Source organism: Sphingobium cyanobacteriorum (assembly GCF_030580935.1).
Classification (GTDB): domain Bacteria; phylum Pseudomonadota; class Alphaproteobacteria; order Sphingomonadales; family Sphingomonadaceae; genus Sphingobium; species Sphingobium cyanobacteriorum.
The window spans coordinates 650,283-674,609 of record NZ_JAUQOM010000001.1; the positions used below are offsets into that span (position 1 = coordinate 650,283).

Sequence of the window (24,327 nt, forward strand, 5' to 3'; positions counted from 1 at the left end):
AGTGTTTCGCGCCAGCCCGATGGACTTGACCATGCACTGCCCATAGTTTCGCCATGCCACGATCAGGGGTTCCGCATGCAACGCTACAACCGTGCCGCCATCGTCCTGCACTGGGCGATCGCCGCCCTGCTCGCCTTCCAGATCAGCGTCGGCTGGGCGCTGGAGGATCTGGGCGCGCGCGGCTTTGCCCTCTACCAGTTGCACAAGTCGGTCGGCATGACCGTGCTGGCGCTGACGCTGGCACGCATCGCCGTGCGCTATTGGAAACCGCGCCCGGCGAAACTGGAGGGCGGCTGGCAGGGCGCGCTGGCGTCGGGCGTCCATGTCGGCCTCTACGCCTTCATGCTGGGGGCGCCGCTGACCGGCTGGGCGCTGGTGTCGACCGCGAAGGTCAAGGTGCCGACGCTGATCTTCGGCACCATCCCCCTGCCGCATCTGCCCCTGCCCGCAGCCGCGCACGGCCTTGCCGAAAACGGCCATGGCCTGCTCGCCTGGCTGGGCATCGCATTGGTCGCGCTGCATGTCGCGGGCGCGCTGCGCCATCATCTGCTGATGCGCGACGGCCTGATCTGGCGGATGGTGCCGGGGCGTTCGACCGCGCTGCTGATCGCGCTGCCCGCGCTGATCCTGGTCGGCTTCGTCGCCGGCCGCGCGATCCTGCCGGGGCCGCAAGCCGCGCCTGCCCCCCTCGCGCCGGAGCCGGCCAACGCCGCCAACGCCGCCGAACCCGCCGACATCGCCGCCGCCGTCACGATCGCCGAAGCGGCCAACGCGGCCGCCCCCGCCGCCAATGCAGCAGAGGCCGCCGCGCAAGAACCCCTCGCCCCGCCGCCCGCCTGGACCATCCAGCCGGGCGGCCGCATCGGCTTCTCCGTCGGCAATGATGGCGAAACGATCAGTGGCAGCTTTGCCAGATGGACCGCGCGGATCGTCATGGACCCCGACCATCCCGACAGCGCCGACATCGCCGTCACCATCGACATGGCATCGGCCAGCGTGGGCGATGCGTACAAGGACGGGATGCTGCCGGGCGACGAGTTTTTCGGCGTGGCCGCGCACCCGACCGCGACCTTCATCGCCAGGGGCGCGCAAGCCACCGGCCCCAGCACCTATCGCGCGCGCGGCACGCTGACGCTCAAGGGCGTGTCGAAGCCCCAGACGATCCGCTTCACGCTTTCCGGGAAGGATGGGGCCGGCACGGACGCCACCCGCCAGGTGTCGGGCAGCGCCACCATCGCCCGCGCATCCTTCGGCGTCGGCAATGGCGACAGCAGCGGCGGATTGGGGCCGCAAGTGGCGCTGACCTTCGCCTTCACGGCGAAGCGGCAGTAAAAAAGGCCGCCATGCGCCTGCGCAAGCAGAAGCATTATGCTAGACGGTCTTTTTGGCGATGATCGGAACCACAGATGCGCGCCCTCCTCCTCGCCCTTCCCCTGCTGGCCGCCACCCCCACCCCGGTCGCGGCCCAGACCTATATGTTCGAAACCGGCACCACCCTGCTCGCCAAATGCCGCAACAGGGCGCCGGAATACAGCCTCGCCTGCACCGCCTATATCGTCGGGGTGGTCGATGGCATCCGCAAGGACATGTTCATCGGCCGCGCCCGCCCCGTCTGCTGGCCCGACCGCATGAGCGCGGACGAGGCGCGCGGGACGGTGATCGCCTATCTCGAACGCTGGCCCGACCAGCGGCGCGGCCCCGCCTCCGTGCTGGTCAGCGTGGCGCTCAACGAACGCTGGCCCTGCCAGAAATAGAGCCGCTCGATCAGGCTGATCGGGACAAATCATTGCGCGCAGCGATGGTCCAACTGGTACAATCTTGCCTTGCACCCCATGACAGCGTAGGTGCGCCCCCTATTTTATCAATGCGAAGGAGACGAGACGTGGCGGCGAAGTGGACGCCGGATAGCTGGCGGAGCCAGAAGGGCATCCAGATGCCCTTTTACCGGGATGCAGGCGCACTGGCGTCGGTAGAGGCCCAGCTTGGCCAGTTTCCGCCCCTCGTCTTTGCGGGCGAGGCACGCCATCTGAAGGCCGACCTGGCCAAGGTCGTGGCGGGCGAGGCGTTCCTGCTCCAGGGTGGCGACTGCGCCGAAAGTTTCGCCGAGTTCCACCCGAACAACATCCGCGACACCTTCCGCGTGCTGCTCCAGATGGCGGTCGTACTGACCTTCGCGTCGAAACTGCCGGTGGTGAAGGTCGGCCGCATGGCGGGCCAGTTCGCCAAGCCGCGCTCGGCCGATACCGAAACCGTCGATGGCGTCGAATTGCCCAGCTATCGCGGCGACAATGTCAACGACATCGCCTTTACTGCGGAAGGGCGCGAGCCGGACCCGCAGCGCATGGTGCAGGCCTATAACCAGTCGGCCGCGACGCTCAACCTGCTGCGCGCCTTCTCGACCGGCGGCTATGCCAGCCTCGATCGCGTCCATGGCTGGATGCTCGATTTCATGGGGCGCAGCCCCTGGGCCGCGAAGTTCGAACAGATGGCCGACCAGATCGGCCAGGCGCTCGACTTCATGCGCGCCTGCGGCCTGTCGGCGGAAACCGTGCCCCAGCTTGGCGGCACCAGCTTCTACACCAGCCATGAAGCGTTGCTGCTGCCGTTCGAACAGGCGCTGACGCGGCAGGACAGCCTGACCGGCGACTGGTATGACACGTCCGCCCACATGCTGTGGATCGGCGACCGCACCCGTTTCGAAGGGTCGGCCCATGTCGAATATCTGCGCGGCATTGGCAACCCGATCGGCCTCAAATGCGGTCCCAGCCTGGAGCCGGACGCGCTGCTGCGCCTGCTCGACACGCTGAACCCCGCGCGCGAAGCCGGCCGCATCACGCTCATCACCCGCTATGGCCATGACAAGATCGAGGCCGGCCTGCCCAAACTCGTCCGTGCCGTCCTGCGCGAAGGCCATCCGGTCATCTGGTCCTGCGACCCGATGCACGGCAATGTCGTCAAGGCGGCGAACGGCTACAAGACGCGCCCGTTCGACCGCATCCTGGCCGAAGTGCGCGGCTTCTTCGCGGTCCACCGCGCCGAAGGCAGCTTCGGCGGCGGCATCCATGCCGAAATGACCGGCCAGAACGTCACCGAATGCACTGGCGGCGCCATCGCCATCACCGACGAAGGGCTGGCGGATCGCTACCACACCCATTGCGACCCGCGCCTGAACGCCGCGCAGAGCCTGGAACTGGCCTTCCTGCTGGCCGAAATGCTCAACGAAGAACTGAAAGAACGCCGCGCCGCTGCGTGAGGTTTTAAGGAAAACAGATCGGGGCCGGATCGCAAGATCTGGCCCCGTTTCTTTGTCTGACCCGCACATCAGTCGATGACTGACTTGGGTGGTTTGCGGACTGTCGGGTTAGGGGAGCCACCTAATCATATTTTCGGTAAGGACGGCCCCGTCCTCGTTCACGCGCGGTTTGATGAGGCAGTCGAGTTTCAAACCGTTTGAGTTCCCTTAAGTGGTAAGGATCGAAGGGAGCCGCACGTCGCAACCAATATCGGTAGGATGCAAGGTCACCTCGATTGAAAGCATCCATTGCTAGATGCTGAGCGGCATACTCATAGCCGCCCTTGTGCGCTCGATAGTAAAGGCCCGCCCGACTGAACGGATCGGAAATTCGTCCTTCTGCCGAGAAGGTATCAGCCAAAGCGACCATTGCAGCAAAGTCTTGGCCTAAGGCAAGATGCCATAAAATTGGCTCATATAGACCACACCCATGCTCATCTTTGATGGACCAATACCGCTTCCAAAGAGCATCACGCTTTGCTGGATTATTTCGAGGTCTCATTCATCCAAACTACATAGCGTTTCTGGTTTCGCAATGTCCGCTATCAGCGCACAGGATCACTGCGTGCAATGTCCGCAAATGGTCGCTTCAAGACCGTCCGCTTCCTTGCCCCGCAGTTTAATCCAACACCCTTCCAATGTAGGATTTTATCTGATCTATCCTGATCGATGGATCATCCTGCCCGCCCTTCCCTGCTTCGCGAACATGGACGCGCCGCTAACGCGCCTGTCATGCCGTCATGGTGTAGGAAGTGACGCTTTGGGGACGCTTTGCAGGCGCGTCGCGAGCGCATTGGGCCGATATTCCCCGACAACGGTGTGAACTTCGACCGCCCTTACGCCGCCGCATTCTTGCGCGCCTGCGCCCGCCGGGCAAAGATGTTCAGGCACTCGACCAGCGTGGAGAAGGCCATCGCCGCATAGATGTAACCCTTGGGCACATGCACGCCAAAGCCGTCGGCGATCAGCACCGCGCCGATCATCAGCAGGAAGCCGAGCGCCAGCATCACCACGGTCGGGTTGCGCGCGATGAAGTTGGCGAGCGGATCGGCCGCGATCAGCATCACCGTCACCGCCACGATCACGGCGATATACATGACCGCCAGATTATCGGTCATGCCCACCGCCGTCAGGATCGAATCGAGCGAGAAGATCATGTCCAGCAGGATGATCTGCGCGATCGCCGCGCCGAATGTCATGGTCGCCACGCTCTTCTTGTCCAGCACATCGTCGCCGCCCGCCGGATCGACGCTGTGATGGATTTCCTTGGTTGCCTTCCAGATCAGGAACAGCCCGCCCGCGATCAGGATCAGGTCGCGCCAGGAAAAATCGGTTTCGAATGTGGGCGCGCCATGCTGGTCCAGCGGACCGCTGATGCCCAGATCGAACACCGGCGCGGTCAGCCCGACGATCCAGGCGATCATCGACAGCAGCACCAGCCGCATCGCCAGCGCCAGCCCGATGCCGATTTTGCGCGCCCTGGGCCGCTGCGCTTCGGGCAATTTATTGGTCAGGATGGAAATGAACACCAGATTGTCGATGCCCAGCACCACCTCCATCACCACAAGCGCGATCAGCGCGGCCAGGGCGGTGGGGTCGGTGAAGGCGGTAATCAGGCTGTCCATGATGGTCCCTTGCTCAGGCAGAATATCGGCACGGCACCGAAACGGAAGCGGCGGCTCCGGGTTCCGCCCACCCCCGCCCCGGACATGCTTTGTCACATGACAGCGCTAACAGGGCCATGGGCGGCTTTCCCGCGCTGGACTAGGCGGATTGTCTCCCCTAGCGAGAAGACGATCCATCCTTCCGTGCCATCCGAAAGGCGGCCCATGACCCGAACGACCCTGACCCGTTTCCTGATCGAACAACAGCGCCAGGCCAATGCGCTGCCCGCCGAACTGCGCCTTCTGATCGAAACCGTCGCCCGCGCGTGCAAGACGATCAGCCATGCCGTCGGCAAGGGCGCGCTGGGCGAAGTGCTGGGCAGCCTGACCAGCGAAAATGTGCAGGGTGAAGTGCAGAAGAAGCTGGACGTCATCGCCAACGAACTGCTGCTCGACGCCAATGAATGGGGCGGGCACCTGGCCGCGATGGCGTCGGAGGAGATGGAAACGCTCTATCCCATCCCCAACCGCTATCCCAAGGGCGAATATCTGATGCTGTTCGACCCGATCGACGGCTCCAGCAATATCGATGTCGACCTGTCGGTCGGCACCATCTTCTCGGTGCTCAAGGCCCCCGACGCCTGCGCCGGTCGCGACGTGACGGAGGAGGATTTCCTTCAGGACGGCCGCAGCCAGGTCGCCGCCGGCTATGCCATCTACGGCCCGCAGACGATCCTGGTGCTCAGCGTGGGCACCGGCGTCCACGAATTCACCCTGGACCGCGAAGTCGGCAGTTGGGTTCTGACCGACGCGAACATGCAGATGCCCCAGGGCAAGTGCGAATTCGCGATCAACATGTCGAACCGCCGCCAATGGTCGCCCGCGATCCTGCGCTATGTCGAGGAACGGGTGCTGGGCGAAGCCGGTCCCTGCGGCAAGGATTACAACATGCGCTGGACCGCTTCCATGGTGGCGGACGTGCATCGCATTCTGAAGCGCGGCGGCATCTTCATGTATCCCTATGACCACCGCACCCCCGGCAAGGCCAAGCTGCGCCTGATGTATGAAGCCAATCCGATGAGCTATCTGATCGAACAGGCCGGCGGCGCGTCGAGCGACGGTTTCATGCCGATCATGGACGTGCAGGCGACCGGGCTGCACCAGCGGGTCGGCGTGATCCTGGGCGACAAGGCGGAGGTCGAAACGATCGTCGCCTATGGCCGGGCATAAGGACGAGAACGGGGCGGCCATGCCGTCCCGGCTGCGCGGCCACAGGGGGGAAGAAGATGGGGGAGAGCGCCGACAAAAGCGCTCCATCCCCCAGCCATACCGCACATGCCGGTCTTACCGGCGGCTCCTCTCCAGAAACTTTTTATTGGCGCGGCATCAGCAGCAATTGCCTAGCCCAGGCGCGTGACAAAAAAAAGGCCGATCATGAGACCGGCCTGAAAGTTTTTAGGAGAGGATGCCTGAAAGGCACAGTCTTTCTGTCCGACCGGCTGGATTTTCGCAAATGCGAAGGGCGCGAAGGCAGTTGCACAATGCGCAATCAGGGACAGTTACCCATCGCGGCCGTGATGGCCCGGCACCCCGCCACCCTCTTTTTCCGATTCGCACAGCCCGGCTTAAAGCAAATATCAGGGCTTGGCCTTTAAGCCCGGCGCCATGCACGGACCAGCGCCAGCGTCGACACCGGGGGACGGGACCGCCAACCCCCACCCCGCAGCCGGGCGTTATCGCCGCGACATAGACGGGCTGCGGGCGCTCGCCATCCTGCCGGTGCTGTTGTTCCACGCCCATGTCCCCGGCTTTTCGGGCGGCTATGTCGGGGTCGACATCTTCTTTGTCATCTCCGGCTTTCTGATCACCGGCATCATCGCCCGCGAAATCGATGACGGCCGTTTCTCGCTGATGCGCTTCTACGAACGCCGCTTCCGCCGGATCATGCCCGCGCTGGCGCTGATGATCCTGGCGGTGCTGGCGGCGGCGGCCTGGCTCTATCTGCCCGGCGACCTGGAAGGGGTGCCGCGATCGGCGCTGGCCGCCACCCTGTTCGCTTCCAACCTCTGGTTCTTCACCGACACCGGCTATTTTTCCGGCGGCGCGGACGTGAAACCGCTGCTGCACACATGGTCGCTGGCGGTGGAGGAACAATATTATATCGGCTTCCCGATCCTGCTGATGCTGCTGGCGCGCTTCGCCCCGCGCTGGCGGATCGTGGTCGTGGCGCTGATCGCGGCGGGATCGCTGGCGCTGGCGATCCTCATGCAGCGCGACACCAGCGGCTTCACCTTCTACCTGCTGCCGACCCGCGCCTGGGAATTGTTCGCCGGCGCGCTGCTGGCGCTGGGCGCGGTGCCGTCGATCCGGCCGCGCTGGGCGCGCGAGCTGGTGGCGTGGAGCGGCTGTTTAGCTGTCACACTCGCTGTCACCTTTTATGATCGCACCACCGTCTTTCCCGGCATCACCGCCCTGCCCCCGGTGCTGGGCGCGGCCATGCTGATCCATGCCGCGCCAGGGACCAGCATGGCGCGGATCTTGGCATTGCCGCCGCTGGTCGGCGTCGGCCTCATTTCTTACTCGCTCTATCTGTGGCATTGGCCACTGATCGTTTTCACCGAATATGCGACCGACATGCCGCTGGCGGGCGGGACGCGGATCGTCGTGGTTGCTGCGGCGCTGATCGCCGCAACCCTGTCCTGGCGGCTTGTCGAGTGCCCCTTCCGCGATTCGCGGCGGGTGCCGGCACGCCATATCTTCCGCTTCACCGGCGCGGCGATGGCGCTCCTGTGCATCCTGTCGCTGGCGCTGCTGGCCATGGGCGGCTGGCCGTCCCGCTTCGACCCGCCGGCGCTGGCGCAGATGGCGGGCCAGCATGATTTCGCACCCAGCCGCAAGCAATGCCACGACACATTCCTGCGCAACGCCCGGCCCTGCACCCTTGGCGCCGCAACCCGGCCCGATGCGATGCTGTGGGGCGACAGTCACGGCGTCGAACTGGCCTATGCGCTCTCGCTGGATGCCAAGGCACGGGGCGGCGCGCTGATCGAACGCACCACGTCGAGCTGCCCGCCGGTACTGGGCTATGACGCCACGGATCCGCGCTGCGCCGCCGCCAATCGCGCCGCCTTCGATGCGATTCGCGCCGATCCCGCGATCCGCCGCGTCTATATGGCCGCTTTCTGGGCCAACGGAAATTTCGATTCCCCCGCTTTCGTCGCCCGGCTCGACCGCACGATCGCCGCATTACGGGCGCTGGGCCGCGACGTGGTGCTGATCGGCCCGGTCCCGCCCCAGCCCTTCGACGTGCCGCGGCGCCTCGCCCATCTGGCACAGGCGGGCCGCACCGATGCGGCCCAAGGCGTCACCCGCCGCTTCGTGGATGGGCGCACCGTCCATCTGCGCGCGCTGTTCGCCCGCTGGCAGGCGCATGGGGTGCGGCTGATCGATCCCGTCGCCGCACTGTGCGACACGCAAAGCTGCGCGATCCAGCACGATGGCAGGCCGCTCTATTTCGATTCCCATCATTTGGGCGTGACCGGCGCGAAGCTGGTCGTGGCGCGGGGCGGCTGACCCTTATTCCGCCGCCAGCGCATAGCCGGCCCGCGGCAATTCCGCCGCCAGCGCTTCTGCGATATGCGCGACCAGCGCCTGCATCCGCGCCACTCCCGGCCCCGGTCGTTCCAGCGCGACATCGAGATAGAGGCTGCGGTCGATCTCGACCTGGATGGCGTGCATCCCCTGCTCCGGCCGGCCATGCCGCTCGATCATATGATCACCGGCATAGGGATGATTTTGCGCGACGCAAAGGCCCCGCGCCTCGATCATGTCGGCGGCCAGCGTCATCAGCCGGGTCGATGCGCTGCGACCGAAGCGATCGCCCAGCACCAGTCCCGGCGCGACGCGACCGGCGGCTGGTGGCGGGAGCGGCGGCATGGAATGGAGGTCGATCAGGATCGCATGGCCATGCGCCTCCCGCGCTGCCGTCATCAATCGCGCAATCACGGCATGATAGGGCCGGTGCACGCCTTCGATCCGACGGCACGCCTCGGCCCAGGTCATCGGCTGCCGCCATAATTCATGCGCTTCGGGCAGGCGGCGCGGAAACAGGCCCAGCCCCCCGCGCAGCTTGGTGCTGCTCTGCAAGGGGGCCTCGCGCGGCAAGCCGGCGATCATGGCCGGATCGATTTCCCGCTCATGCCGGTTCAGGTCGATCATAGCCCGCGGCGTCCGCGCGACGACGACAGTAAACCCCCGTGCGATCAGTCCATGCGTCAGAAGATCGACCCACCGATCCTCCAGCCGTCGCAGCACCGCCGGCCGCACACGCGCGGCGGCCAACAGATCGTCGGGATAAGCCCGCCCGGCATGGGGGACGGACAGGATGACCGGCCGGTCCGGCACGGCCGGGCCGTAAAGATCAAAAGCGGGATCGATCAGGGTCGGGGAACACGGCGCGGGATGATCCAATGCGGCTCCTTTCACCGGCGCGCCAAAAATCGTTGCCTGGCTGGATAATCTTTACACCTTGTCGCATATAAGCGGGCTTCGCGCCACCCCGTTGGCGGCGCGCACAACCGGCGAATCGGCCGGACGGGACTGTGTGGGGGCAATGGTTCGCATTTTACTGGCCGAAGATGACGAGAGCATGCGGGTCTATCTGGCCCGTGCGCTCGAACGATCAGGATATGAGGTCGTGGCGGTGGCCACCGGCGTCGAGGCGTTGCCGCATATCAACAGCGATCGGTTCGACCTGCTGCTGACCGATATCGTCATGCCCGAAATGGACGGTATCGAACTGGCCCAGCACACGGCGCAGGTCGCCCCCGACACGCGAATCATGTTCATCACCGGCTTTGCCGCCGTGACGCTGAAAGCGGGCAAGGCGGTGCCCCAGGCCAAGGTGCTGTCCAAGCCTTTCCATCTGCGCGACCTGGTGCTGGAAGTGGAACGGATGTTCGGCAGCCAGACGGTATCCGGGCTAAGCTGACCCCCCCAGCGATCGGGTGCGATCCTCTTCCCTGCCCGCATGGAGCCGAGCGGGGGCCGAACGGGTGTCGCACCTGTCCCGGCGTTGAACCGTCCATGGTCCACAAGAATATCGGCCAGTTTCAATTTCGTCCTTGCGCGAGTCACATAGCCCCGTTATTGGCCCCCTCCACGGCGGGCGTGTAGCTCAGTGGTAGAGCACTGTGTTGACATCGCAGGGGTCGCAAGTTCAATCCTTGCCACGCCCACCATGACAAAGCCCGCCGCTTCAGATGAAGCGGCGGGCTTTCTCTTTTACCCGATTGTCGAACGCTGGATCATCGCGCTGCGGCGTGACCGATGCGCAGCCTGCGGCACGCTTGGCGCTTGCCCGCCAGCGCCCGCTCCACCCTGGCCCAGGCTTCGATATCGGCAGGCGTAATGGCCGCGTCATCGATGGTCGCGACGATAGGGGGACGACGGACGGGAACGGGCATGGTCAGCTCACAAAATGATCCTGTGCTCTCGACTATACCCCTCGCGCATGTCACCGCCATGTCCCGGACATTACAGAGCGGCAATGCGGAAATGGGTACGCTATGAAGGCAGCATGCGACATCATCGGCGGGCGACGCCTGCTGTTCGTGATGGCGGTGGAGGCGGAATATGGACCGCATCTGCGCGCCCGCTTCACGCCGCTGATGACAGGCGTTGGGCCGGTCGAAGCCGCGCTGGCCACCGGCATGGCGTTGCAGGCCCTGGCCCGGCAGGATGGCTTGCCCGATCTGGTCGTCTGCCTGGGATCGGCCGGATCGCGCACTTGCCCGCTGGGCGACATATTCCAGATCGCCAGCGTCTCCTGGCGCGACATGGATGCCTCCCGCCTGGGCTTCACCAAAGGCGTGACGCCGTTCATCGACCATCCGGTCGATGTGCCGCTGGCGACGCCGCTGGACCTGCCGCTCGCCCGGCTGTCGACCGGCGCGAATATCGTGGGCGGGAACGATTATGCCGCGATCGATGCGGACATGGTGGATATGGAAACCTTCGCCGTGGCGCGGGCCTGCGCCCGGTTCGACGTGCCGCTGATGGGCTTGCGCGGGGTGTCGGACGGACCGGGCGAACTCGACCATATCGACAGTTGGACCGCGCTGCTGGGCCTGCTGGACGAACGGCTGGCACTGGCGGTCGACGGGCTGGAAGCGGCACTGCGCGCCCAGCCGGGCTGAACGGGCGTGACAGCGCCATAGCCGCCTGTCACGTCTGGCGCGGCCTCAATGGCCGTCAAAGGCCATGATCGCCCGCGCCGCGACGCCCTCCGCCGCCAGCGCGGCCATGCCGCCCAGGTCCGGCAGGTCGATCGCGAACAGCGCCATCAGCAGGACCGCCCCCTGTTCGCGCAGCAATTGTGCGGCTGCGATCGCCGTGCCCCCGGTCGCGATCAGATCGTCGATCAGGATGACCCGGCTGCCCTGCGGCACCTGGCCTTCATGAATCTCCAGCCGGTCGGTGCCATATTCCAGCACATAGTCGATGCCCACGGTCTTGCCGGGCAGCTTGCCCTTCTTGCGCACCGGCACAAATCCCTTGCCCAGCATCTGCGCCAATATCGCCCCCAGGATGAAGCCGCGCGCTTCGATCCCGACGATCAGGTCCGGGTCGAGCGGCCGGGCAATGTCGGCCAGCCGCGCAGTCAGGTCGCGCAACCCGTCACCATCGGCCAGCAGCGTCGTGATGTCGCGGAACTGGATGCCGGGCTTTGGAAAGTCGGGGATGGTGCGGATGCGGTCGGTCAGGTCGCTGCTCATGTCGCCTCCATAGAAAAAGGGCGCGGCCTCCTCAAGAAACCGCGCCCTTTCGTCTCGTCCGTTGCAGCGGATCAGGCCGCCTTTTTCTTGTCCGCCCAGATATTCTGATAGGACATATAGGCCAGCCCCGTCGCGATCAGCAGGAAGAGCAAGGTCGCCAGCCCCGCCTTGCGGCGATTTTCCAGCTTGGGTTCGGCGGTCCAGGTCAGGAAAGCCGCAACGTCCTGGGCCATCTGGTCGACCGTCGGCTTCGTACCGTCGCCATAGGTCACTTGTCCATCGGCCGTCAGCGGCGGCGCCATGGCAAGGTTCAGGTTGGCGAAATAGGGGTTGTAGTGCAGCCCCTCAGGCGTCTTGGCGTCGGGGAACTGCTTGAGCAGCGCGGCCGGCTGATTCTGATACCCCGTGATCAGCGAATAGACATAGGCCGTGCCATGGTGGCGCGCCTTGGTCATCAGCGACAGATCCGGCGGGATCGCATTGTTGTTCGCCGCCGCCGCCGCGACATTGTTCGCGAAGGGCTTGGGGAAATAATCCGCCGGCACCGGCTCGCGGGTCGATGCCTCACCCGTGGCAGGATCGACCGAAGGGGTCTTGATGGCCCACTGCTTGGCGATCGCCTTCACTTCGGCCTCGTTATAGCCGAGTGCTTCAAGGTCGCGGAACGCCACGAACTTCAGGCTGTGGCAGGCCGAGCAGACTTCCTTGAACACCTGGAAGCCGCGCTGGAGCTGCTGCTTGTCATATTTGCCGAAGGGGCCGTCGAAGGAGAAGGCCACATGCTTGGGCGGCAGGTGGAATGCCTGCTCCACCGTCTTGGCCGGTGGCTCGGTGACGTAGGAATAGGCGCCCACGAGGAAGGAAACGAACAGCCAGCCAGCGAAGAAGAGGCCGACGAGAAATGCGCCGATGCGAACCATATCTGTCTACCCCCTTATTCGGCCGGGACCGCGGCGATTTCGCCGTCAGCCTTGCCATATTTGGCCAGCACCGATTCCGTGATCGAACCCGGCAGCGGCAACGGCTTTTCAAAGCGCGAGATCAGCGGCAGGACGATCAGGAAGTGGGCGAAATAATAGGCCGCCGCGATCTGCGAAATCATCACATAAGGCTCTTCCGCCGGCGCGCCGCCGCAATAGCCCAGGATCGCCACATCGATCAGCAGGATGATGAAGAACTTCTTGAACACCGGGCGATAATGGCCCGACCGCACCGGCGACGTATCCAGCCAGGGCAGGAAGAAGAGCAGCAGGATCGATGCGAACATCGCCAGCACGCCCAGCAGCTTGGCCGGCACGAAGAAGAAATCGACGGTGAAGGCGCGCAGGATCGCGTAGAAGGGCCAGAAATACCATTCGGGCACGATATGCGCAGGCGTCGAAAGCGGGTTCGCCTCGATATAATTGTCCGGGTGGCCCAGGAAGTTGGGCGCGAAGAACAGCATGGTCGCAAAGCAGATCAGGAACACGCCCAGCCCGAAGCCGTCCTTGGCCGTATAATAGGGATGGAACGGCACCGTGTCCTGCGGACCCTGTACTTCCACGCCAGTCGGGTTGGACGAGCCTGGGATATGCAGCGCCCAGATGTGCAGGATGATGACGCCCGCAATCACGAAGGGCAGCAGGAAGTGCAGCGAGAAGAAGCGGTTGAGCGAGGCGTTGCCAGGCGCGAAGCCGCCCAGCAGCCAGGTCTGGATCGGTTCGCCCACCACCGGGATCGCGCCGAACAGGCCGGTGATCACCTTCGCGCCCCAATAGCTCATCTGCCCCCAGGGCAGCACATAGCCCATGAAGGCGGTCGCCATCATGAGGAGGAAGATGACCAGGCCCAGCAGCCACACCATTTCACGCGGCGCCTTGTAGGAACCGAAGAAGAGGCCGCGGAAGATGTGGAGATAGACCACGATGAAGAAGAAGCTGGCGCCATTGGCATGCGCGTAACGCATCAACCAGCCGGCATTCACGTCCCGCATGGTCTGCTCGACGGTGCTGAAGGCAACCAGGTCATTGGCGCCATAATGCATCGCCATGATCACGCCGGTGACGATCTGGATCACCAGCGCCACACCGGCAAGCACGCCGAAATTCCAGAAATAATTGAGATTGCGCGGCACCGGATAGCCCGCACCGATCGCATTATAGACGAGACGCGGCAACGGCAGCTTCTCGTCGACCCACTGCATCAGCGGATGCTTGGGGGCATAATGTTCAGCCCATGGAAAGCTCATGATGGTCCCCCTCAGCCCACGAGAATGGCGGTGTCGGAAGTGAAGCTGAACTTCGGAACTTCCAGGTTCTTGGGTGCAGGCCCCTTACGAATGCGGGCCGCGGTGTCATAGGACGAGCCATGGCAGGGGCAGAAATAACCGCCATATTCGCCACGATTCTCGCCTTCGCCCGCGCCCAGCGGAACGCAGCCCAGATGGGTGCACACACCCATCGTCACCAGCCACTGTTTTTTGCCACCGACAGTGCGTTCCTCCAGCGTCTGCGGATCGCGCAGCGTGGATGCGTCCACCTTGTCGGCTTCGGCGATTTCCTTGTCGGTCAGATGCCGCACGAACAGCGGCTGCGCGCGGAACGTGGTCTTTATCGCCTGTCCCGGCTGAATCGCCGACAGGTCGACTTCCGTCGACGCCAGCGCCAACACATCGGCACTGGGGTTCATCTGGTCGATCAGCGGCACGACGACGGCGACAGCACCGACCCCCGCGAAGCCCACGGCCGCGATATTGATAAAATCGCGGCGGCGCACCCCTTCTCCGCCGGATAGACCTGGGCCATCAGAATGCTCTACGCTCGCCATGCACCTCTACCCTTGCAAGACTTCCCTGCCACACCGAAATGCCGTTTCCGGCGCTGATTATCGAGGGATTTGGGTCGTCAGCCTGGGCTGACCCCGCCTACCCCCCGGCGTGGTTCGAGGGCGTGATAACCGCACTGCGCGCGCTTTGCCAGTCGCAATATTGCATAGTCTGTTGCAAATGCTCCCAATCGACTATGGCGCTGCACCATGCGTATCGCCCTGTATCAACCGGAAATTGCGGGCAATGTCGGCGCGATCCTGCGCCTGGCCGCCTGTTTCCAGGTGCCCGTCGACATCATCATGCCCACCGGATTCGCCTTTTCCGACGCCCGGCTGAAACGCGCGGCGATGGATTACGGGCAATCCGCCGATGTCACCCGCCACGCCAGTTTCGCCCTTTTCGATGCGGTTCGACGGGCGGAAGGCCGCCGGCTGCTGTTGATGAGCGCCCATGCCTCGCAACGGTTGCCCGACGTACAGTTCCGGGAAAACGACATAATATTGATGGGGTCCGAAAGCGCCGGCGTGCCCGACGCCGTGCGCGACATGGCGGACATTCGCGTCCGCATCCCGATGGCGCCGGGCTTTCGGTCCCTGAACATCGCCGTTTCCACAGGGATCGCCGTTGCCGAAGCCCTGCGCCAGACCGGGACATTCCCCGGATAGAGGCGCTCAGCGCTGCAAGACGAACAACCACTCGCGATAGGGCGAATCGGCCAGCACCGCCTGCGCGCTGACCGGCGTGACGCCGCTGGACGGATCGAGATGCGACAGGGTGAAACCCGGCGCCGTCATCGCGGCAAGAAAGGCGGCGGGATCGCGATAGCGGCAGGCGCACCATTCCATCACGACCGTGCGCAGACTGTCGCCGGCCAGCATCATGGCCATGCCGGCCCATATGCCTTCTTCCGCCCCTTCTGCATCGATCTTTGCAAATTGCACGCGCTGTGCATCGGGATGGTCGTCGAACCGACGGCTAAACAGGGAAATGCCGACCTCATGATCGTCCCGATGCCCGGTGGTGACGAAGGCGCCGCCAGGTTGTTCGCGATTATAATAGAGCGTGACGGCTTCGCCGCTGATTCCCGTCAGCGGCGATTGCACGATGTCGACCTGCGGCAACAGGCCGTTGACCAGCAGGCTGCGCCGCATCAGATCGGCCATTTCGGGATTGGGTTCATAGGCCAGTACCTTACCGGCCGGCCCTACAATATCCGCCATGAGGATCGAGAAATAGCCCAGATTGGCGCCGACATCGGCAACGACCATTCCGGGCTTTACCAGCCGTATCATTTCTTCGGTCAGCCACATTTCCCAGAAACCGTCGAACATCAGATGAACCGAAATCGCCAGATCAGAGGGATCCACGAACATCTTGTATCGCCCCAGCACCCGCGTGATCGCGGTGCGCGAATCGAGGACCACGGTGCGCCCCATCGAACGGATGTGAGTCTGGTTGATCTCACGCGACCGGCGGATCAGGTCGTTCAGCCCCAGGATACGCGACTGCTGCGTCGAATCGGACGACAGCATCCAACGCTGCCAGCGACGTTTTATTCCCTGCAATCGTTTCAAACGCTGTTTCCTTCACCGAAAGCCATGCCTGATCCGCATGACGGCGGCTAGCAAAGGCACTGAGCATGAAACAGATGTGATTTCCAGCCTTGATAATGCCCCTGCGTCGGGGCATCCGCGCCAGTTGCAGCATGAACGCTCGGCAGAATGGAACTTCGGATGAAACTGGACATTCGCCAACAGGCGGCACGCACATGGTTCGAATCGCTGCGGGATCGCATCTGCGCTGAATTCGAAGCGATCGAGCGGGAAGCCGGCAGCGACGCGCGCTTCGCCTTCACCGCCTGGGACCGGGAGGCCGAAGGCCAGGCGCCTGGTGAGGGTGGCGGCGGCGTGCGCGGGGTGATGAAGGGGAAGATCTTCGAAAAGGTCGGCGTCAACGTCTCCACCGTGGGGGGGGAATTCGCCCCCGGCTTCGCCCAGACCATCCATGGCGCGGCCGACGATCCCGCCTTTTTCGCCACCGGCATCAGCCTGGTCGCGCATATGACCAACCCGCATGTCCCGGCGGTGCATATGAACACCCGCTATCTGGTCACGACCAAGAGCTGGTTCGGCGGCGGCGCGGACCTTAATCCGCCGCTGCCGCGCGAAGAGGATACGAATCACTTTCACGCCATATTCAAGGCCGCCTGCGACGCCCATGACCTGGACCATTATCCCCGTTTCAAGGCGTGGGCCGACGACTATTTCTTCATCCCCCATCGCGGCGTCCACCGCGGCGTCGGCGGGATTTTCTACGATCATCTCGAATGCGCCGATGATGCGGGGTTCGACGCCAACTTCGCCTTCACCCGCGCGGTCGGCGACGCTTTCCTCGCCGCCTTCCCGCCGATCGTGCGACGGCGCATGGGGGAAGCCTGGACCGATGCCGACTATGCCACGATGCTGGAATGGCGCGGCCGCTACGCCGAATTCAACCTGGTCCATGATCGCGGCACGCTGTTCGGGCTCAAGACCGGCGGCAATATCGATGCCATCCTGATGAGCCTGCCGCCGATGGCAAGCTGGAACTGATGCCCTTCCTGCCCGTCGAGCCAGGCATGGTGGCGGCGGTCGTCACCCATCTGGAGATGCGCGACAGACCCAGGCCCGCGCCGCTCCCGATCGCGCCGCTGCGGCTGGTGCGATGGAAAGCGCCGGACCTCGACGCCTATCGCACCCTGTTCCGGCGTGTCGGAGAGCCGTGGCTCTGGTTCTCCCGCCTGGTCATGCACGATGCGGCCCTGGCGGCGATCCTCCATGACCGGGCGGTGGAGGTCTATGCCGTCATCGATCCGCGCGGCGCCGAAGTCGGCCTGCTGGAACTGGATTTCCGATTCATGCCCGATTGCGAACTCAGCTTCTTCGGCCTCATCCCGCAATTGACCGGCAAGGGCTTTGGCCGCTGGCTGATGGCACAGGCGAAATCACTCGCCTGGCGCAAGGGGGTGGCCCGTTTCCGGGTTCACACTTGCACGCTCGACAGCCCGGCTGCGCTCGGCTTCTATTTGAAATCGGGCTTCGTGCCGGTCGGCCGGGAAATAGAGACGTTCGCCGATCCGCGCCTGGCGGGCGTGCTGCCGCGCGACGCCGCGCCGCATGTGCCGCTGCTGGGTTAAGCCGCAGCCTCTTCAAGCTGGCGATAGATGCGCGCGGTCAGCACCAGCAGATAGACGTTGAGCACGCCCGAAGTCAGCGCGACCGCCAGATCGCTGATCGAACGGCCGCTTTCCTTGCCCAGCGCCAGCGTCGCGACCACGCCGACCGCCGACTGCACCGCCAGTTGGACGATGAAGATCAGGATCATCGATATCATCAGGAACGCCGCCATGCGACCGACCTGCCCCTTCGTCAGCGCCAGCGCCGCGCGCACCGACATGATCACGCCCGAACGCCGGTCGATCACCACCGCGCTCAGCGGCACCAGCCGCGCACCGATATAGAGCAGCACGCCGGTCATCAGCAGGACCGACAGTTGCACCCCGCCCGCCTTGCCGATCACCGCCGCCAGCAGCCCGCCGACCATCGCCACCGCGAACAGCGCCACCATCAGCGCAAGGCCCACGATCATCGACGCACCGATCAGCATCGGCAGCCGCGACAGCGCCAGCCGGATCGCTTCGGCCACGCTGATGCCCGGCCGCAGTGCCAGCGCATAGACCGACAGCGACCCCACCACCATGACGATCGCGCCCAGCAGGATGCCGACGCTGGCCCCGGCCGGCAACGGCGGCAGCGATGCCATCGTCTGCCCCGGCTGCATCTGCATGTAATTGGCAGGCACCATCTGCTGCACGATCGCCAGCGGCACCGACAGGAACAGCAGGGCGACCGGGAACAGCAGATGCCCCTCCCGCTTGATGAAGGCCAGGCTGTCCTGCCACGCCTTGCCGATCGACATTGTCGCCATATGTTGAACCTGATCTCTGTCCGCAAAAGAGGAGGCGAGCCTTGATCGCTCGCTCACTTCAAGTCAAGGAAGCGCCATGACGCAGCCCCTGCCCTTTCCATCGTCGGTCGAATGGCGCGTCGCCGATGCGCCGGTGGACTATCCGACCGCACTGGCCGACATGGAGGCGCGCGCCGCCACCATCCATGACGGGCAGGCGACCGAACGGGTCTGGCTGCTTGAGCATCCCCCGCTCTACACCGCCGGCACCAGCGCCGACCCGGCCGAACTGATCGACCCGCGCTTTCCCGTCCATGACGCCGGGCGCGGCGGCCGCTACACCTATCATGGGCCGGGGCAGCGGATCGGCTATCTCAACATCGATCTGCGCGAACGGGGCAAGGATGTCCGCAACTTCGTCCATCATCTCGAAGGCTGGATGATCGCCGCGCTCGCCGATCTGGACATCGCGGCGCGCCGGGCCGAAGGCCGGATCGGCATCTGGACCGATGACCGGGACGGTCGGGAGGCGAAGATCGGCGCGCTCGGCATCCGGGTGCGGCGCTGGGTCACGCTCCACGGCTTTTCGATCAATGTCGATCCCGACCTGTCCCATTTCGGGGGCATCGTGCCGTGCGGCATCAGCGACTATCCCGTCACCAGCATCGCAGCGCTGGGCAGAGACGCTTCCATGGCTGCGCTCGACGCCGCGCTAAAAGCGCATTTCCCGGCTTTTCTCAGCCGCTTGGCGCGTTGCGGCGCGGGGGTTGAGCAATGCGGAACGGATCGCTAGGGTCGCGGTTTCTTTTGCCGGCCGGGGCTGCCGGGCTGACCGTTTCAAGGAGACCCGGATGCGCCGCATCTTCACCACCGCGCTGTTCATCGCCTGCCTCCCCCTCGTCGCCTGTGGCAAGAAGGATGAAGGCGCCACCAAGGTGCAGATGAAGGATATGGAAGTGGTGGACGGCACCGCGACCGATGCCATGACCGATCTGGACGGCGTGCAGAGCGAAGGCACCGCCGTCGCGCTGCCGGCGGGCAATGCCGCCAGCGCCAACAGCAGCGCGCCCGCCAGTGCCGCCGCTGACAAGCCGGCCGCCGAAAAGGCCGAAGGCGCGGACGCCGAAGTCCTGTCGGACCAGTAAGGCTGGCGCAATCGTTCAGGGCTGATACACTGGCCAGACAGAAGAAAAAGGGGGCATATCCAACCCCTTGCGAGAGGCTGAAAGAATGATGTTCCGTTACCCGTTGCGCCGCGTGCTGGCCGGCATCGCGCTGGCCGCCGCGCCGCTGTTCGCCCAGCCTGTCGCCGCGCAATTTTTCTGGTCGCCGCCCGACCTCGGCGCCCCGCCGCTGACCGACGATGCCGCCACGACCATGCTCGGCCTGCCCGGCGCGACCCCTGCGGAAATCAGGGCCGGCCTTGCCTGGAATCTGCGCGCCGCGCTCAACGTGGCGGCGCTGCAATGCGATTTCGAACGCACATTGCTGACCACCAGCAATTATAATGCGATGATCGCCCATCATGATGCGGAACTGGACACGGCGCAGGCGACCCTGCTCGCCTATTTCCAGCGCACCGTGGGCAAGGGCAAACCGGGCCAGTCCGCGTCGGACATGTATAATACCCGCATCTATTCCAGCTATTCGACGGTGCAGGCGCAGAAGGGCTTCTGCCAGGCGGCGGCACAGGTCGGGCGTGACGCCATCTTCGCCGATCGCGGCACGCTGCATGAGGTGGGACGCAAGGGGCTGGGGTCGATCAAGAAGGCAACGATCGTCGCTGGCGAGCAATTTTACGGCACGCCGGGCTATGACTATGCCCTTGCCCTGCCCTCCTTCGACCCGAAATGCTGGAAGAAGGGCGTGCTCCAGCCGGTCTGTCATCAGGCCTGGAACGACAAGACCGGGGTGAAGCCCTAACGCAAACCCAGATATTTATGCGCCTGCACGGTCAGCCGCCATTGCGGCCGATCCATGACCAGCGCAATCGCGGCGCGGGCATTGTCGACGGCATGGGCGTCGTCGAGCGGCTGGATCAGGTGATGGGCAAAGGCCCAGCCCGCCATCCCGTCGACCTCCGCCAGGCTGTGCCCGACGCCGGGCTGCGGCCAGACCAGCTTGAGTTCATGCCCCGACCGCTGCACCACGTCGCTCCCCGCCTTGGGACTGATGCAGACCCAGTCGATCCCCGGATGCACGGGCAGCGTGCCGTTGCTTTCGATCGCAATGGTAAAGCCGCCCGCATGGAGCGCATCGACCAGCGCATCGTCGACCTGCAACATCGGCTCGCCGCCGGTCAGGACGATATAGCGCCCTTCGGCACCATCGCCCCAGAAATCCAGCGCCGCCGCCGCCAGCGCATCGGCATCGGCGAACTTGCCGCCGCCAAGGCCATCGATGCCGACGAAATCCGTATCGCAAAACCGGCAGATCGCGCTCGCCCGGTCCTGCTCCCGGCCGCTCCACAAATTGCATCCGGCAAAGCGCAGGAACACCGCGCGCCGTCCCGCCTGCACGCCTTCGCCCTGAAGCGTCAGGAACATTTCCTTGACCGCATATGCCATCGCCCGCCCCTTCAGGGCCGCGTCGCATAGACGGTGGGATCGAGCAGGCCCGCTTCCTCGAACCCCTTGGACCGCAGGCGGCAACTGTCGCACAGGCCGCAATGCTTGCCGTCGGGCGTCGGGTCGTAGCAGGACCAGCTTATGCCGGTGTCGAGGCCGAGCCGATGGGCTTCGCGCACGATGTCGGCCTTGCTCATATATTGCAACGGCGTGTTGATGCGGATCGGATGGCCTTCCACCCCTGCCTTGGTCGCCAGCGTCGCCATGGCCTGAAAGGCGTCGATGAACTCCGGCCGGCAGTCGGGATAACCCGAATAGTCGAGCGCGTTGACGCCGATGAAAATGTCGCTTGCCCCCGCCACTTCGGCCAGGCCCAACGTCAACGACAGGAAGATGGTGTTGCGCGCGGGCACATAGGTAACGGGAATGTCCGCCCCCACACCGCCCTTGGGCACTGCGATGTCGGCGGTCAGCGCCGATCCGCCAAATGCGGTCAGGTCCAGCGGCAACACGATATGGCGGATCGCGCCAAGGGATTCGGCCACGCGGGTCGCCGCGCCCAGTTCCACGCGATGCCGCTGATTATAGTCGATCGACAGGGCCAGCACATGATAGCCGGCCTCGCGCGCCAGCCCGCCCGCAACCATCGAATCAAGACCGCCGGACAGCAGCACGACGGCGAATTTTCCCTTGTTGGCAATCATGGCTCCGCGCTACCGCCCGCAACGCCCGAACGCAAGCCGGAGCGCGATCAGCCGCACGCGCCGATGCGCCGCCCTTCCGCCGCGAAGGCAAAGGGTGCGCCATCGGCCACGCCCTGCGACCGGATCTGCACCAGCCGCGCGGTTTCGACGCGCAGGTCGGTGCGGCCATTGCCCGCCGCCGCGCAATCATAAGTGACAGACACCGCATGCGGGCTGTCGCTGATGGTGAAGCTGCGGCAAAGCGCCTGCCGCTGGCCCTGATTGTGGCGCAACTGGAGCAACTGGCGCAGGTCGGTGACGCACAGCCTGCGCGTTTCCGCGCCCTCGCCGCGCCCGCGCAGTTCCCATTGCCCCGGTTCCAGCATGCGCAGCGCCACCGGCGCAGATGTACCTGCCGACCCGGTGGCGGTGGCGGCTCCAGCCCCGACCCCGACTCCGGCCCATGCCGCCATCACCCATGCCGATGCGGCGCCCAGTGCGCGCCATCCCCCTGTCGTCATGATCCCGCTCGTTCCCATGCGCCGCCAGTTGATCCGGGCGCGACTGTCCCGCGCCATGGCTGCCGTCCAATTGCGGCATTTTGATAGCGCAAATGACTCGTTTCGCCGTAATTACAAATATCGTTATCGAAACGATTTCCGTCAATCGGCGGCGAAACTGTCCAGCCTGAGCGGGAAAATGCGTGAGCAAAAGGCGCAATCGACGCCGATCACGCCCGCCTCATCGGCCATTTCCACCCGTTCCTCGACCGAAAAGCGGCCGATCACGTCGCGAATATGGGCCAGGTCACAGCGGCATCCCTTGGCCAGTCCGCCGCCCTCGGTCACGCGCACTTCCTCTTCCTCATGGAACAGGCGCCAGAGAATGTCGGTCAGCGGCAGCGCCGTGTCGGTCAGTTCGGCGGGCTGCAATGTTTCCGCCAGCGCCTGCACATGTTCCCATTCGGGATGATCGTGGCGCACATGCAACCGCTCGCGCCCCACTTCGCCTTCGGGCAGATGCTGGAGCAGCATGCCCGCCGCAATGCAGCCGCCGCCCATGTCATGACGGGTGGCGATGCGGATGACGCTGGGGATCTGTTCGGACTGGAAGAAATAATGTTCCGCGGCGTCGGCCAGCGACTGCCCTTCCAGCGGCACGATGCCCTGATAGCGCTCGCCCGTCACCGCCTGGTCGAATGTGATGGCCAGATAGCCCTTGCCGAACAGGCCGAACAGCGTCGGGCCGGGGCCAAGTTCGGCCAGCCGGTCGGCATCGAACTTGGCATAGCCGCGCAGGTCGCCATCCTTGTAGTCGGCGACCAGCAGGCTGACGACGCCATGTTCGGTCTGCGCCTGCAAGGTCAGTTGCCCGTCCGCCTGCTTGAGCGTGCTGCCCAGCAGCGCCGCCAGCACCAGCGCCGACGCCAGCAACCGTTCGATGGCAGGGGGATAGGCATGGGCGGCCAGCACCTGGTCGAGCACCGGCCCCAGCCGCACGATGCGCCCGCGCACATGGCGCGATGCGATGGTGAAGCCAAGGGCCTGGTCGAGATCGGCTTGGGTGGTCACGTCACAGCTCCGGTCATCCGCCGCGCTGCGCGTCGGAACAAGAAAGGCATCCAGCGATGCGGGCAGGCCGCCTAGATAGGAAGCCTGCCCGAAAACTCAACCGAGCCGCCCCAATGCCCAGAGCAGCACCGATTTCTGGGCATGGATGCGGTTTTCCGCTTCATCCCAGATCAGCGACTGCGGCCCGTCGATCACGTCGGCTACCACTTCCTCGCCGCGATGCGCGGGCAGGCAATGGAGGAATTTGGCGCCCGGCTTCGCCTTCGCCATCAGGTCGGCCGTCACCTGATAGGGCATCATCGCCGCCAGCTTCTCTTCGGCATGGGCCTGGCCCATCGAAATCCAAGTGTCGGTGACGACCACATCCGCGCCCGCGACTGCCGCGGTCGCGTCGCGGGTCAGGCTGATGGTCGATCCTGCCGCGCGCGCCGCATCGGCAAAGGCCGGGTCGGGATCATAGCCTTGCGGTATGCCCATGCGGACATCGAACCTGAGCAGGCCCGCCGCCTCCACGATGGAGTGCAGAACATTATTGCCATCGCCCAGCCACGCCCATTGGCTGCCGGGCAACGCCAGCCCATGTTCCACCACGGTCAGCAGGTCGGCGACGATCTGGCAGGGATGCGACAGGTCGGTCAGGCCATTGATGACCGGGACGCTGGCATAATGCGCCATTTCCTCGATCTTGGCATGATCGTCGGTGCGGATCATGATCGCATCGGCCATGCGGCTCAGGACGCGCGCGGTGTCCGCGATCGTCTCGCCCCGGCCAAGCTGGCTGGTCGCACCGTCCAGGATCAGCGACGTGCCGCCCAACTGGCGGATCGCCATGTCGAAACTGACACGGGTACGGGTGCTGTTCTTTTCGAAGATCATCGCCAGCGTGTGGCCGGCCAGCGGCGCGTCGGCATCCGCCGCGCCCTTGGGCTTGCCTGCCCGTGCCGCCTTGCGATCGATGGCGTCGGCGATCATCGCGGCAATCGCGTCGCCGCCCGCATCGGAAAGATTCAGGAAATGCTTGGTCATATCATTACCCCCCACAGCCGTTCGGGCTGATCCTGTCGAAGCCCCCTCTTTCCCTTG

At 64.8% G+C, this 24,327-nt stretch carries 28 protein-coding genes and 1 tRNA gene; 15 read left to right on the forward strand and 14 right to left on the reverse strand.

Features of this window, described 5'->3' with window-relative positions; translation table 11 throughout:
- Positions 1–75 precede the first annotated feature (75 nt).
- The 3 genes from Q4610_RS03180 (at position 76) to Q4610_RS03190 (ending at position 3,253) form a co-directional block, all read left to right on the forward strand.
- Complete coding sequence (locus tag Q4610_RS03180; RefSeq protein ID WP_304534547.1) at positions 76–1,332, forward strand: YceI family protein; 1,257 nt, start codon at positions 76–78, stop codon at positions 1,330–1,332.
- A 74-nt stretch (positions 1,333–1,406) separates the two neighbouring features.
- The gene (locus tag Q4610_RS03185) at positions 1,407–1,754 is read left to right on the forward strand and encodes a Rap1a/Tai family immunity protein (protein WP_304534548.1); all 348 of its coding nucleotides are present in this window, start codon (positions 1,407–1,409) and stop codon (positions 1,752–1,754) included.
- Between the two features lie 128 nt (positions 1,755–1,882).
- Positions 1,883–3,253, forward strand: a complete 1,371-nt coding sequence (locus Q4610_RS03190) for a class II 3-deoxy-7-phosphoheptulonate synthase (protein WP_304534549.1) — start codon at positions 1,883–1,885, stop codon at positions 3,251–3,253.
- 875 nt (positions 3,254–4,128) lie between these two features.
- Here the strand turns inward: Q4610_RS03190 and Q4610_RS03195 are convergent.
- Positions 4,129–4,917, reverse strand: coding sequence for a TerC family protein (locus Q4610_RS03195; protein ID WP_304534550.1), 789 nt, complete (start codon positions 4,915–4,917; stop codon positions 4,129–4,131).
- Between the two features lie 204 nt (positions 4,918–5,121).
- Between Q4610_RS03195 and Q4610_RS03200 the strand changes: the two genes are divergently transcribed.
- From Q4610_RS03200 to Q4610_RS03210, 3 genes are read left to right on the forward strand one after another with little or no spacing between them, the layout of a single operon-like run.
- Positions 5,122–6,126 (forward strand): class 1 fructose-bisphosphatase, encoded by a 1,005-nt coding sequence (locus Q4610_RS03200; protein WP_304534551.1) that lies wholly within the window; start codon positions 5,122–5,124, stop codon positions 6,124–6,126.
- Positions 6,127–6,182: 56 nt separating this feature from the next.
- The gene (locus Q4610_RS03205; protein ID WP_304534552.1) at positions 6,183–6,551 is read left to right on the forward strand and encodes a hypothetical protein; all 369 of its coding nucleotides are present in this window, start codon (positions 6,183–6,185) and stop codon (positions 6,549–6,551) included.
- A 10-nt stretch (positions 6,552–6,561) separates the two neighbouring features.
- Positions 6,562–8,469 (forward strand): acyltransferase family protein, encoded by a 1,908-nt coding sequence (locus Q4610_RS03210; protein ID WP_304534863.1) that lies wholly within the window; start codon positions 6,562–6,564, stop codon positions 8,467–8,469.
- 3 nt (positions 8,470–8,472) lie between these two features.
- Here the strand turns inward: Q4610_RS03210 and Q4610_RS03215 are convergent, their stop codons facing one another.
- Positions 8,473–9,366, reverse strand: coding sequence for an N-formylglutamate amidohydrolase (locus Q4610_RS03215; RefSeq protein WP_304534553.1), 894 nt, complete (start codon positions 9,364–9,366; stop codon positions 8,473–8,475).
- A gap of 142 nt (positions 9,367–9,508) precedes the next feature.
- Between Q4610_RS03215 and cpdR the strand changes: the two genes are divergently transcribed.
- Positions 9,509–9,886 (forward strand): cell cycle two-component system response regulator CpdR, encoded by a 378-nt coding sequence (cpdR, locus tag Q4610_RS03220; protein ID WP_304534554.1) that lies wholly within the window; start codon positions 9,509–9,511, stop codon positions 9,884–9,886.
- Positions 9,887–10,061: 175 nt separating this feature from the next.
- A tRNA-Val gene (locus tag Q4610_RS03225) sits at positions 10,062–10,136 on the forward strand.
- 66 nt (positions 10,137–10,202) lie between these two features.
- Here the strand turns inward: Q4610_RS03225 and Q4610_RS03230 are convergent.
- Complete coding sequence (locus Q4610_RS03230) at positions 10,203–10,361, reverse strand: hypothetical protein (RefSeq protein WP_304534555.1); 159 nt, start codon at positions 10,359–10,361, stop codon at positions 10,203–10,205.
- Between the two features lie 102 nt (positions 10,362–10,463).
- On the opposite strand from Q4610_RS03230, the gene Q4610_RS03235 reads away from it, so the two are divergent.
- A complete protein-coding gene (locus Q4610_RS03235) occupies positions 10,464–11,093 on the forward strand; it encodes a 5'-methylthioadenosine/S-adenosylhomocysteine nucleosidase (protein WP_304534556.1) in 630 nt (209 codons plus the stop codon).
- A gap of 45 nt (positions 11,094–11,138) precedes the next feature.
- Here the strand turns inward: Q4610_RS03235 and Q4610_RS03240 are convergent, their stop codons facing one another.
- The 4 genes from Q4610_RS03240 to petA all read right to left on the reverse strand — a co-directional run bounded on the left by Q4610_RS03240 (position 11,139) and on the right by petA (position 14,477).
- Positions 11,139–11,672: an adenine phosphoribosyltransferase gene (locus Q4610_RS03240; RefSeq protein WP_304534557.1), complete on the reverse strand. Its 534-nt coding sequence runs from the start codon at positions 11,670–11,672 to the stop codon at positions 11,139–11,141.
- Positions 11,673–11,743: 71 nt separating this feature from the next.
- The gene (locus Q4610_RS03245; protein WP_304534558.1) at positions 11,744–12,592 is read right to left on the reverse strand and encodes a cytochrome c1; all 849 of its coding nucleotides are present in this window, start codon (positions 12,590–12,592) and stop codon (positions 11,744–11,746) included.
- Positions 12,593–12,606: 14 nt separating this feature from the next.
- Complete coding sequence (locus Q4610_RS03250; RefSeq protein ID WP_304534559.1) at positions 12,607–13,899, reverse strand: cytochrome b; 1,293 nt, start codon at positions 13,897–13,899, stop codon at positions 12,607–12,609.
- Positions 13,900–13,910: 11 nt separating this feature from the next.
- Positions 13,911–14,477, reverse strand: coding sequence for a ubiquinol-cytochrome c reductase iron-sulfur subunit (gene petA, locus Q4610_RS03255; protein WP_304534560.1), 567 nt, complete (start codon positions 14,475–14,477; stop codon positions 13,911–13,913).
- A 207-nt stretch (positions 14,478–14,684) separates the two neighbouring features.
- On the opposite strand from petA, the gene Q4610_RS03260 reads away from it, so the two are divergent.
- A complete protein-coding gene (locus tag Q4610_RS03260; RefSeq protein ID WP_304534561.1) occupies positions 14,685–15,143 on the forward strand; it encodes a tRNA (cytidine(34)-2'-O)-methyltransferase in 459 nt (152 codons plus the stop codon).
- Positions 15,144–15,149: 6 nt separating this feature from the next.
- Here Q4610_RS03260 and Q4610_RS03265 read toward each other — a convergent pair whose 3' ends face one another.
- Positions 15,150–16,010, reverse strand: coding sequence for an FkbM family methyltransferase (locus Q4610_RS03265; RefSeq protein WP_304534562.1), 861 nt, complete (start codon positions 16,008–16,010; stop codon positions 15,150–15,152).
- Positions 16,011–16,211: 201 nt separating this feature from the next.
- Between Q4610_RS03265 and hemF the strand changes: the two genes are divergently transcribed.
- The gene (hemF, locus tag Q4610_RS03270) at positions 16,212–17,069 is read left to right on the forward strand and encodes an oxygen-dependent coproporphyrinogen oxidase (RefSeq protein WP_304534563.1); all 858 of its coding nucleotides are present in this window, start codon (positions 16,212–16,214) and stop codon (positions 17,067–17,069) included.
- Positions 17,069–17,653, forward strand: a complete 585-nt coding sequence (locus tag Q4610_RS03275; RefSeq protein WP_304534564.1) for a GNAT family N-acetyltransferase — start codon at positions 17,069–17,071, stop codon at positions 17,651–17,653. Before hemF ends, Q4610_RS03275 begins: the two co-directional genes overlap by 1 nt.
- Here Q4610_RS03275 and Q4610_RS03280 read toward each other — a convergent pair.
- Entirely contained in the window at positions 17,650–18,444 is a 795-nt protein-coding gene (locus tag Q4610_RS03280; RefSeq protein ID WP_304534565.1) for a hypothetical protein, read from the reverse strand. The genes Q4610_RS03275 and Q4610_RS03280 overlap by 4 nt on opposite strands.
- Positions 18,445–18,520: 76 nt before the next feature.
- Here Q4610_RS03280 and lipB point away from each other — a divergent pair, with 76 nt between their 5' ends.
- The 3 genes from lipB (at position 18,521) to Q4610_RS03295 (ending at position 20,346) form a co-directional block, all read left to right on the forward strand.
- Positions 18,521–19,216 carry a lipoyl(octanoyl) transferase LipB gene (lipB, locus tag Q4610_RS03285; RefSeq protein WP_304534566.1) on the forward strand — a complete coding sequence of 232 codons (696 nt, stop codon included), beginning with the start codon at positions 18,521–18,523 and terminating at the stop codon, positions 19,214–19,216.
- Between the two features lie 58 nt (positions 19,217–19,274).
- Complete coding sequence (locus tag Q4610_RS03290; RefSeq protein WP_304534567.1) at positions 19,275–19,568, forward strand: hypothetical protein; 294 nt, start codon at positions 19,275–19,277, stop codon at positions 19,566–19,568.
- Positions 19,569–19,653: 85 nt separating this feature from the next.
- The gene (locus tag Q4610_RS03295) at positions 19,654–20,346 is read left to right on the forward strand and encodes a hypothetical protein (protein ID WP_304534568.1); all 693 of its coding nucleotides are present in this window, start codon (positions 19,654–19,656) and stop codon (positions 20,344–20,346) included.
- Here the strand turns inward: Q4610_RS03295 and queE are convergent.
- The 5 genes from queE to argF form a co-directional block, all read right to left on the reverse strand.
- Positions 20,343–20,990 carry a 7-carboxy-7-deazaguanine synthase gene (queE, locus tag Q4610_RS03300; protein WP_304534569.1) on the reverse strand — a complete coding sequence of 216 codons (648 nt, stop codon included), beginning with the start codon at positions 20,988–20,990 and terminating at the stop codon, positions 20,343–20,345. The two genes, Q4610_RS03295 and queE, sit on opposite strands and share 4 nt — an antisense overlap.
- 11 nt (positions 20,991–21,001) lie before the next feature.
- Entirely contained in the window at positions 21,002–21,694 is a 693-nt protein-coding gene (queC, locus tag Q4610_RS03305; RefSeq protein ID WP_304534570.1) for a 7-cyano-7-deazaguanine synthase QueC, read from the reverse strand.
- A 47-nt stretch (positions 21,695–21,741) separates the two neighbouring features.
- Positions 21,742–22,194: a DUF3617 domain-containing protein gene (locus tag Q4610_RS03310; RefSeq protein WP_304534864.1), complete on the reverse strand. Its 453-nt coding sequence runs from the start codon at positions 22,192–22,194 to the stop codon at positions 21,742–21,744.
- Positions 22,195–22,335: 141 nt separating this feature from the next.
- Positions 22,336–23,244, reverse strand: a complete 909-nt coding sequence (gene hslO / locus Q4610_RS03315; RefSeq protein WP_304534571.1) for an Hsp33 family molecular chaperone HslO — start codon at positions 23,242–23,244, stop codon at positions 22,336–22,338.
- Between the two features lie 96 nt (positions 23,245–23,340).
- Positions 23,341–24,270 (reverse strand): ornithine carbamoyltransferase, encoded by a 930-nt coding sequence (gene argF / locus Q4610_RS03320; protein ID WP_304534572.1) that lies wholly within the window; start codon positions 24,268–24,270, stop codon positions 23,341–23,343.
- Between the last annotated feature and the right edge of the window lie 57 nt (positions 24,271–24,327).

Coding starts and splice junctions, on each gene's coding strand:
- Q4610_RS03280 (WP_304534565.1), bottom strand. CDS start 18,444: ATGGCGACAATGTCGATCGGCAAGGCGTGGCAGGACAGCCTGGCCTTC.
- Q4610_RS03265 (WP_304534562.1), bottom strand. CDS start 16,010: ATGCTGTCGTCCGATTCGACGCAGCAGTCGCGTATCCTGGGGCTGAAC.
- Q4610_RS03240 (WP_304534557.1), bottom strand. CDS start 11,672: ATGAGCAGCGACCTGACCGACCGCATCCGCACCATCCCCGACTTTCCA.
- Q4610_RS03230 (WP_304534555.1), bottom strand. CDS start 10,361: ATGCCCGTTCCCGTCCGTCGTCCCCCTATCGTCGCGACCATCGATGAC.
- Q4610_RS03185 (WP_304534548.1), top strand. CDS start 1,407: ATGCGCGCCCTCCTCCTCGCCCTTCCCCTGCTGGCCGCCACCCCCACC.
- Q4610_RS03200 (WP_304534551.1), top strand. CDS start 5,122: ATGACCCGAACGACCCTGACCCGTTTCCTGATCGAACAACAGCGCCAG.
- cpdR (WP_304534554.1), top strand. CDS start 9,509: ATGGTTCGCATTTTACTGGCCGAAGATGACGAGAGCATGCGGGTCTAT.
- Q4610_RS03205 (WP_304534552.1), top strand. CDS start 6,183: ATGGGGGAGAGCGCCGACAAAAGCGCTCCATCCCCCAGCCATACCGCA.
- queE (WP_304534569.1), bottom strand. CDS start 20,990: ATGGCATATGCGGTCAAGGAAATGTTCCTGACGCTTCAGGGCGAAGGC.
- Q4610_RS03245 (WP_304534558.1), bottom strand. CDS start 12,592: ATGGTTCGCATCGGCGCATTTCTCGTCGGCCTCTTCTTCGCTGGCTGG.
- Q4610_RS03290 (WP_304534567.1), top strand. CDS start 19,275: ATGCGCCGCATCTTCACCACCGCGCTGTTCATCGCCTGCCTCCCCCTC.
- Q4610_RS03210 (WP_304534863.1), top strand. CDS start 6,562: ATGCACGGACCAGCGCCAGCGTCGACACCGGGGGACGGGACCGCCAAC.
- lipB (WP_304534566.1), top strand. CDS start 18,521: ATGACGCAGCCCCTGCCCTTTCCATCGTCGGTCGAATGGCGCGTCGCC.
- Q4610_RS03180 (WP_304534547.1), top strand. CDS start 76: ATGCAACGCTACAACCGTGCCGCCATCGTCCTGCACTGGGCGATCGCC.
- Q4610_RS03295 (WP_304534568.1), top strand. CDS start 19,654: ATGATGTTCCGTTACCCGTTGCGCCGCGTGCTGGCCGGCATCGCGCTG.
- argF (WP_304534572.1), bottom strand. CDS start 24,270: ATGACCAAGCATTTCCTGAATCTTTCCGATGCGGGCGGCGACGCGATT.
- Q4610_RS03235 (WP_304534556.1), top strand. CDS start 10,464: ATGAAGGCAGCATGCGACATCATCGGCGGGCGACGCCTGCTGTTCGTG.
- Q4610_RS03195 (WP_304534550.1), bottom strand. CDS start 4,917: ATGGACAGCCTGATTACCGCCTTCACCGACCCCACCGCCCTGGCCGCG.
- Q4610_RS03260 (WP_304534561.1), top strand. CDS start 14,685: ATGCGTATCGCCCTGTATCAACCGGAAATTGCGGGCAATGTCGGCGCG.
- petA (WP_304534560.1), bottom strand. CDS start 14,477: ATGGCGAGCGTAGAGCATTCTGATGGCCCAGGTCTATCCGGCGGAGAA.
- hemF (WP_304534563.1), top strand. CDS start 16,212: ATGAAACTGGACATTCGCCAACAGGCGGCACGCACATGGTTCGAATCG.
- queC (WP_304534570.1), bottom strand. CDS start 21,694: ATGATTGCCAACAAGGGAAAATTCGCCGTCGTGCTGCTGTCCGGCGGT.
- Q4610_RS03310 (WP_304534864.1), bottom strand. CDS start 22,194: ATGACGACAGGGGGATGGCGCGCACTGGGCGCCGCATCGGCATGGGTG.
- Q4610_RS03250 (WP_304534559.1), bottom strand. CDS start 13,899: ATGAGCTTTCCATGGGCTGAACATTATGCCCCCAAGCATCCGCTGATG.
- Q4610_RS03275 (WP_304534564.1), top strand. CDS start 17,069: ATGCCCTTCCTGCCCGTCGAGCCAGGCATGGTGGCGGCGGTCGTCACC.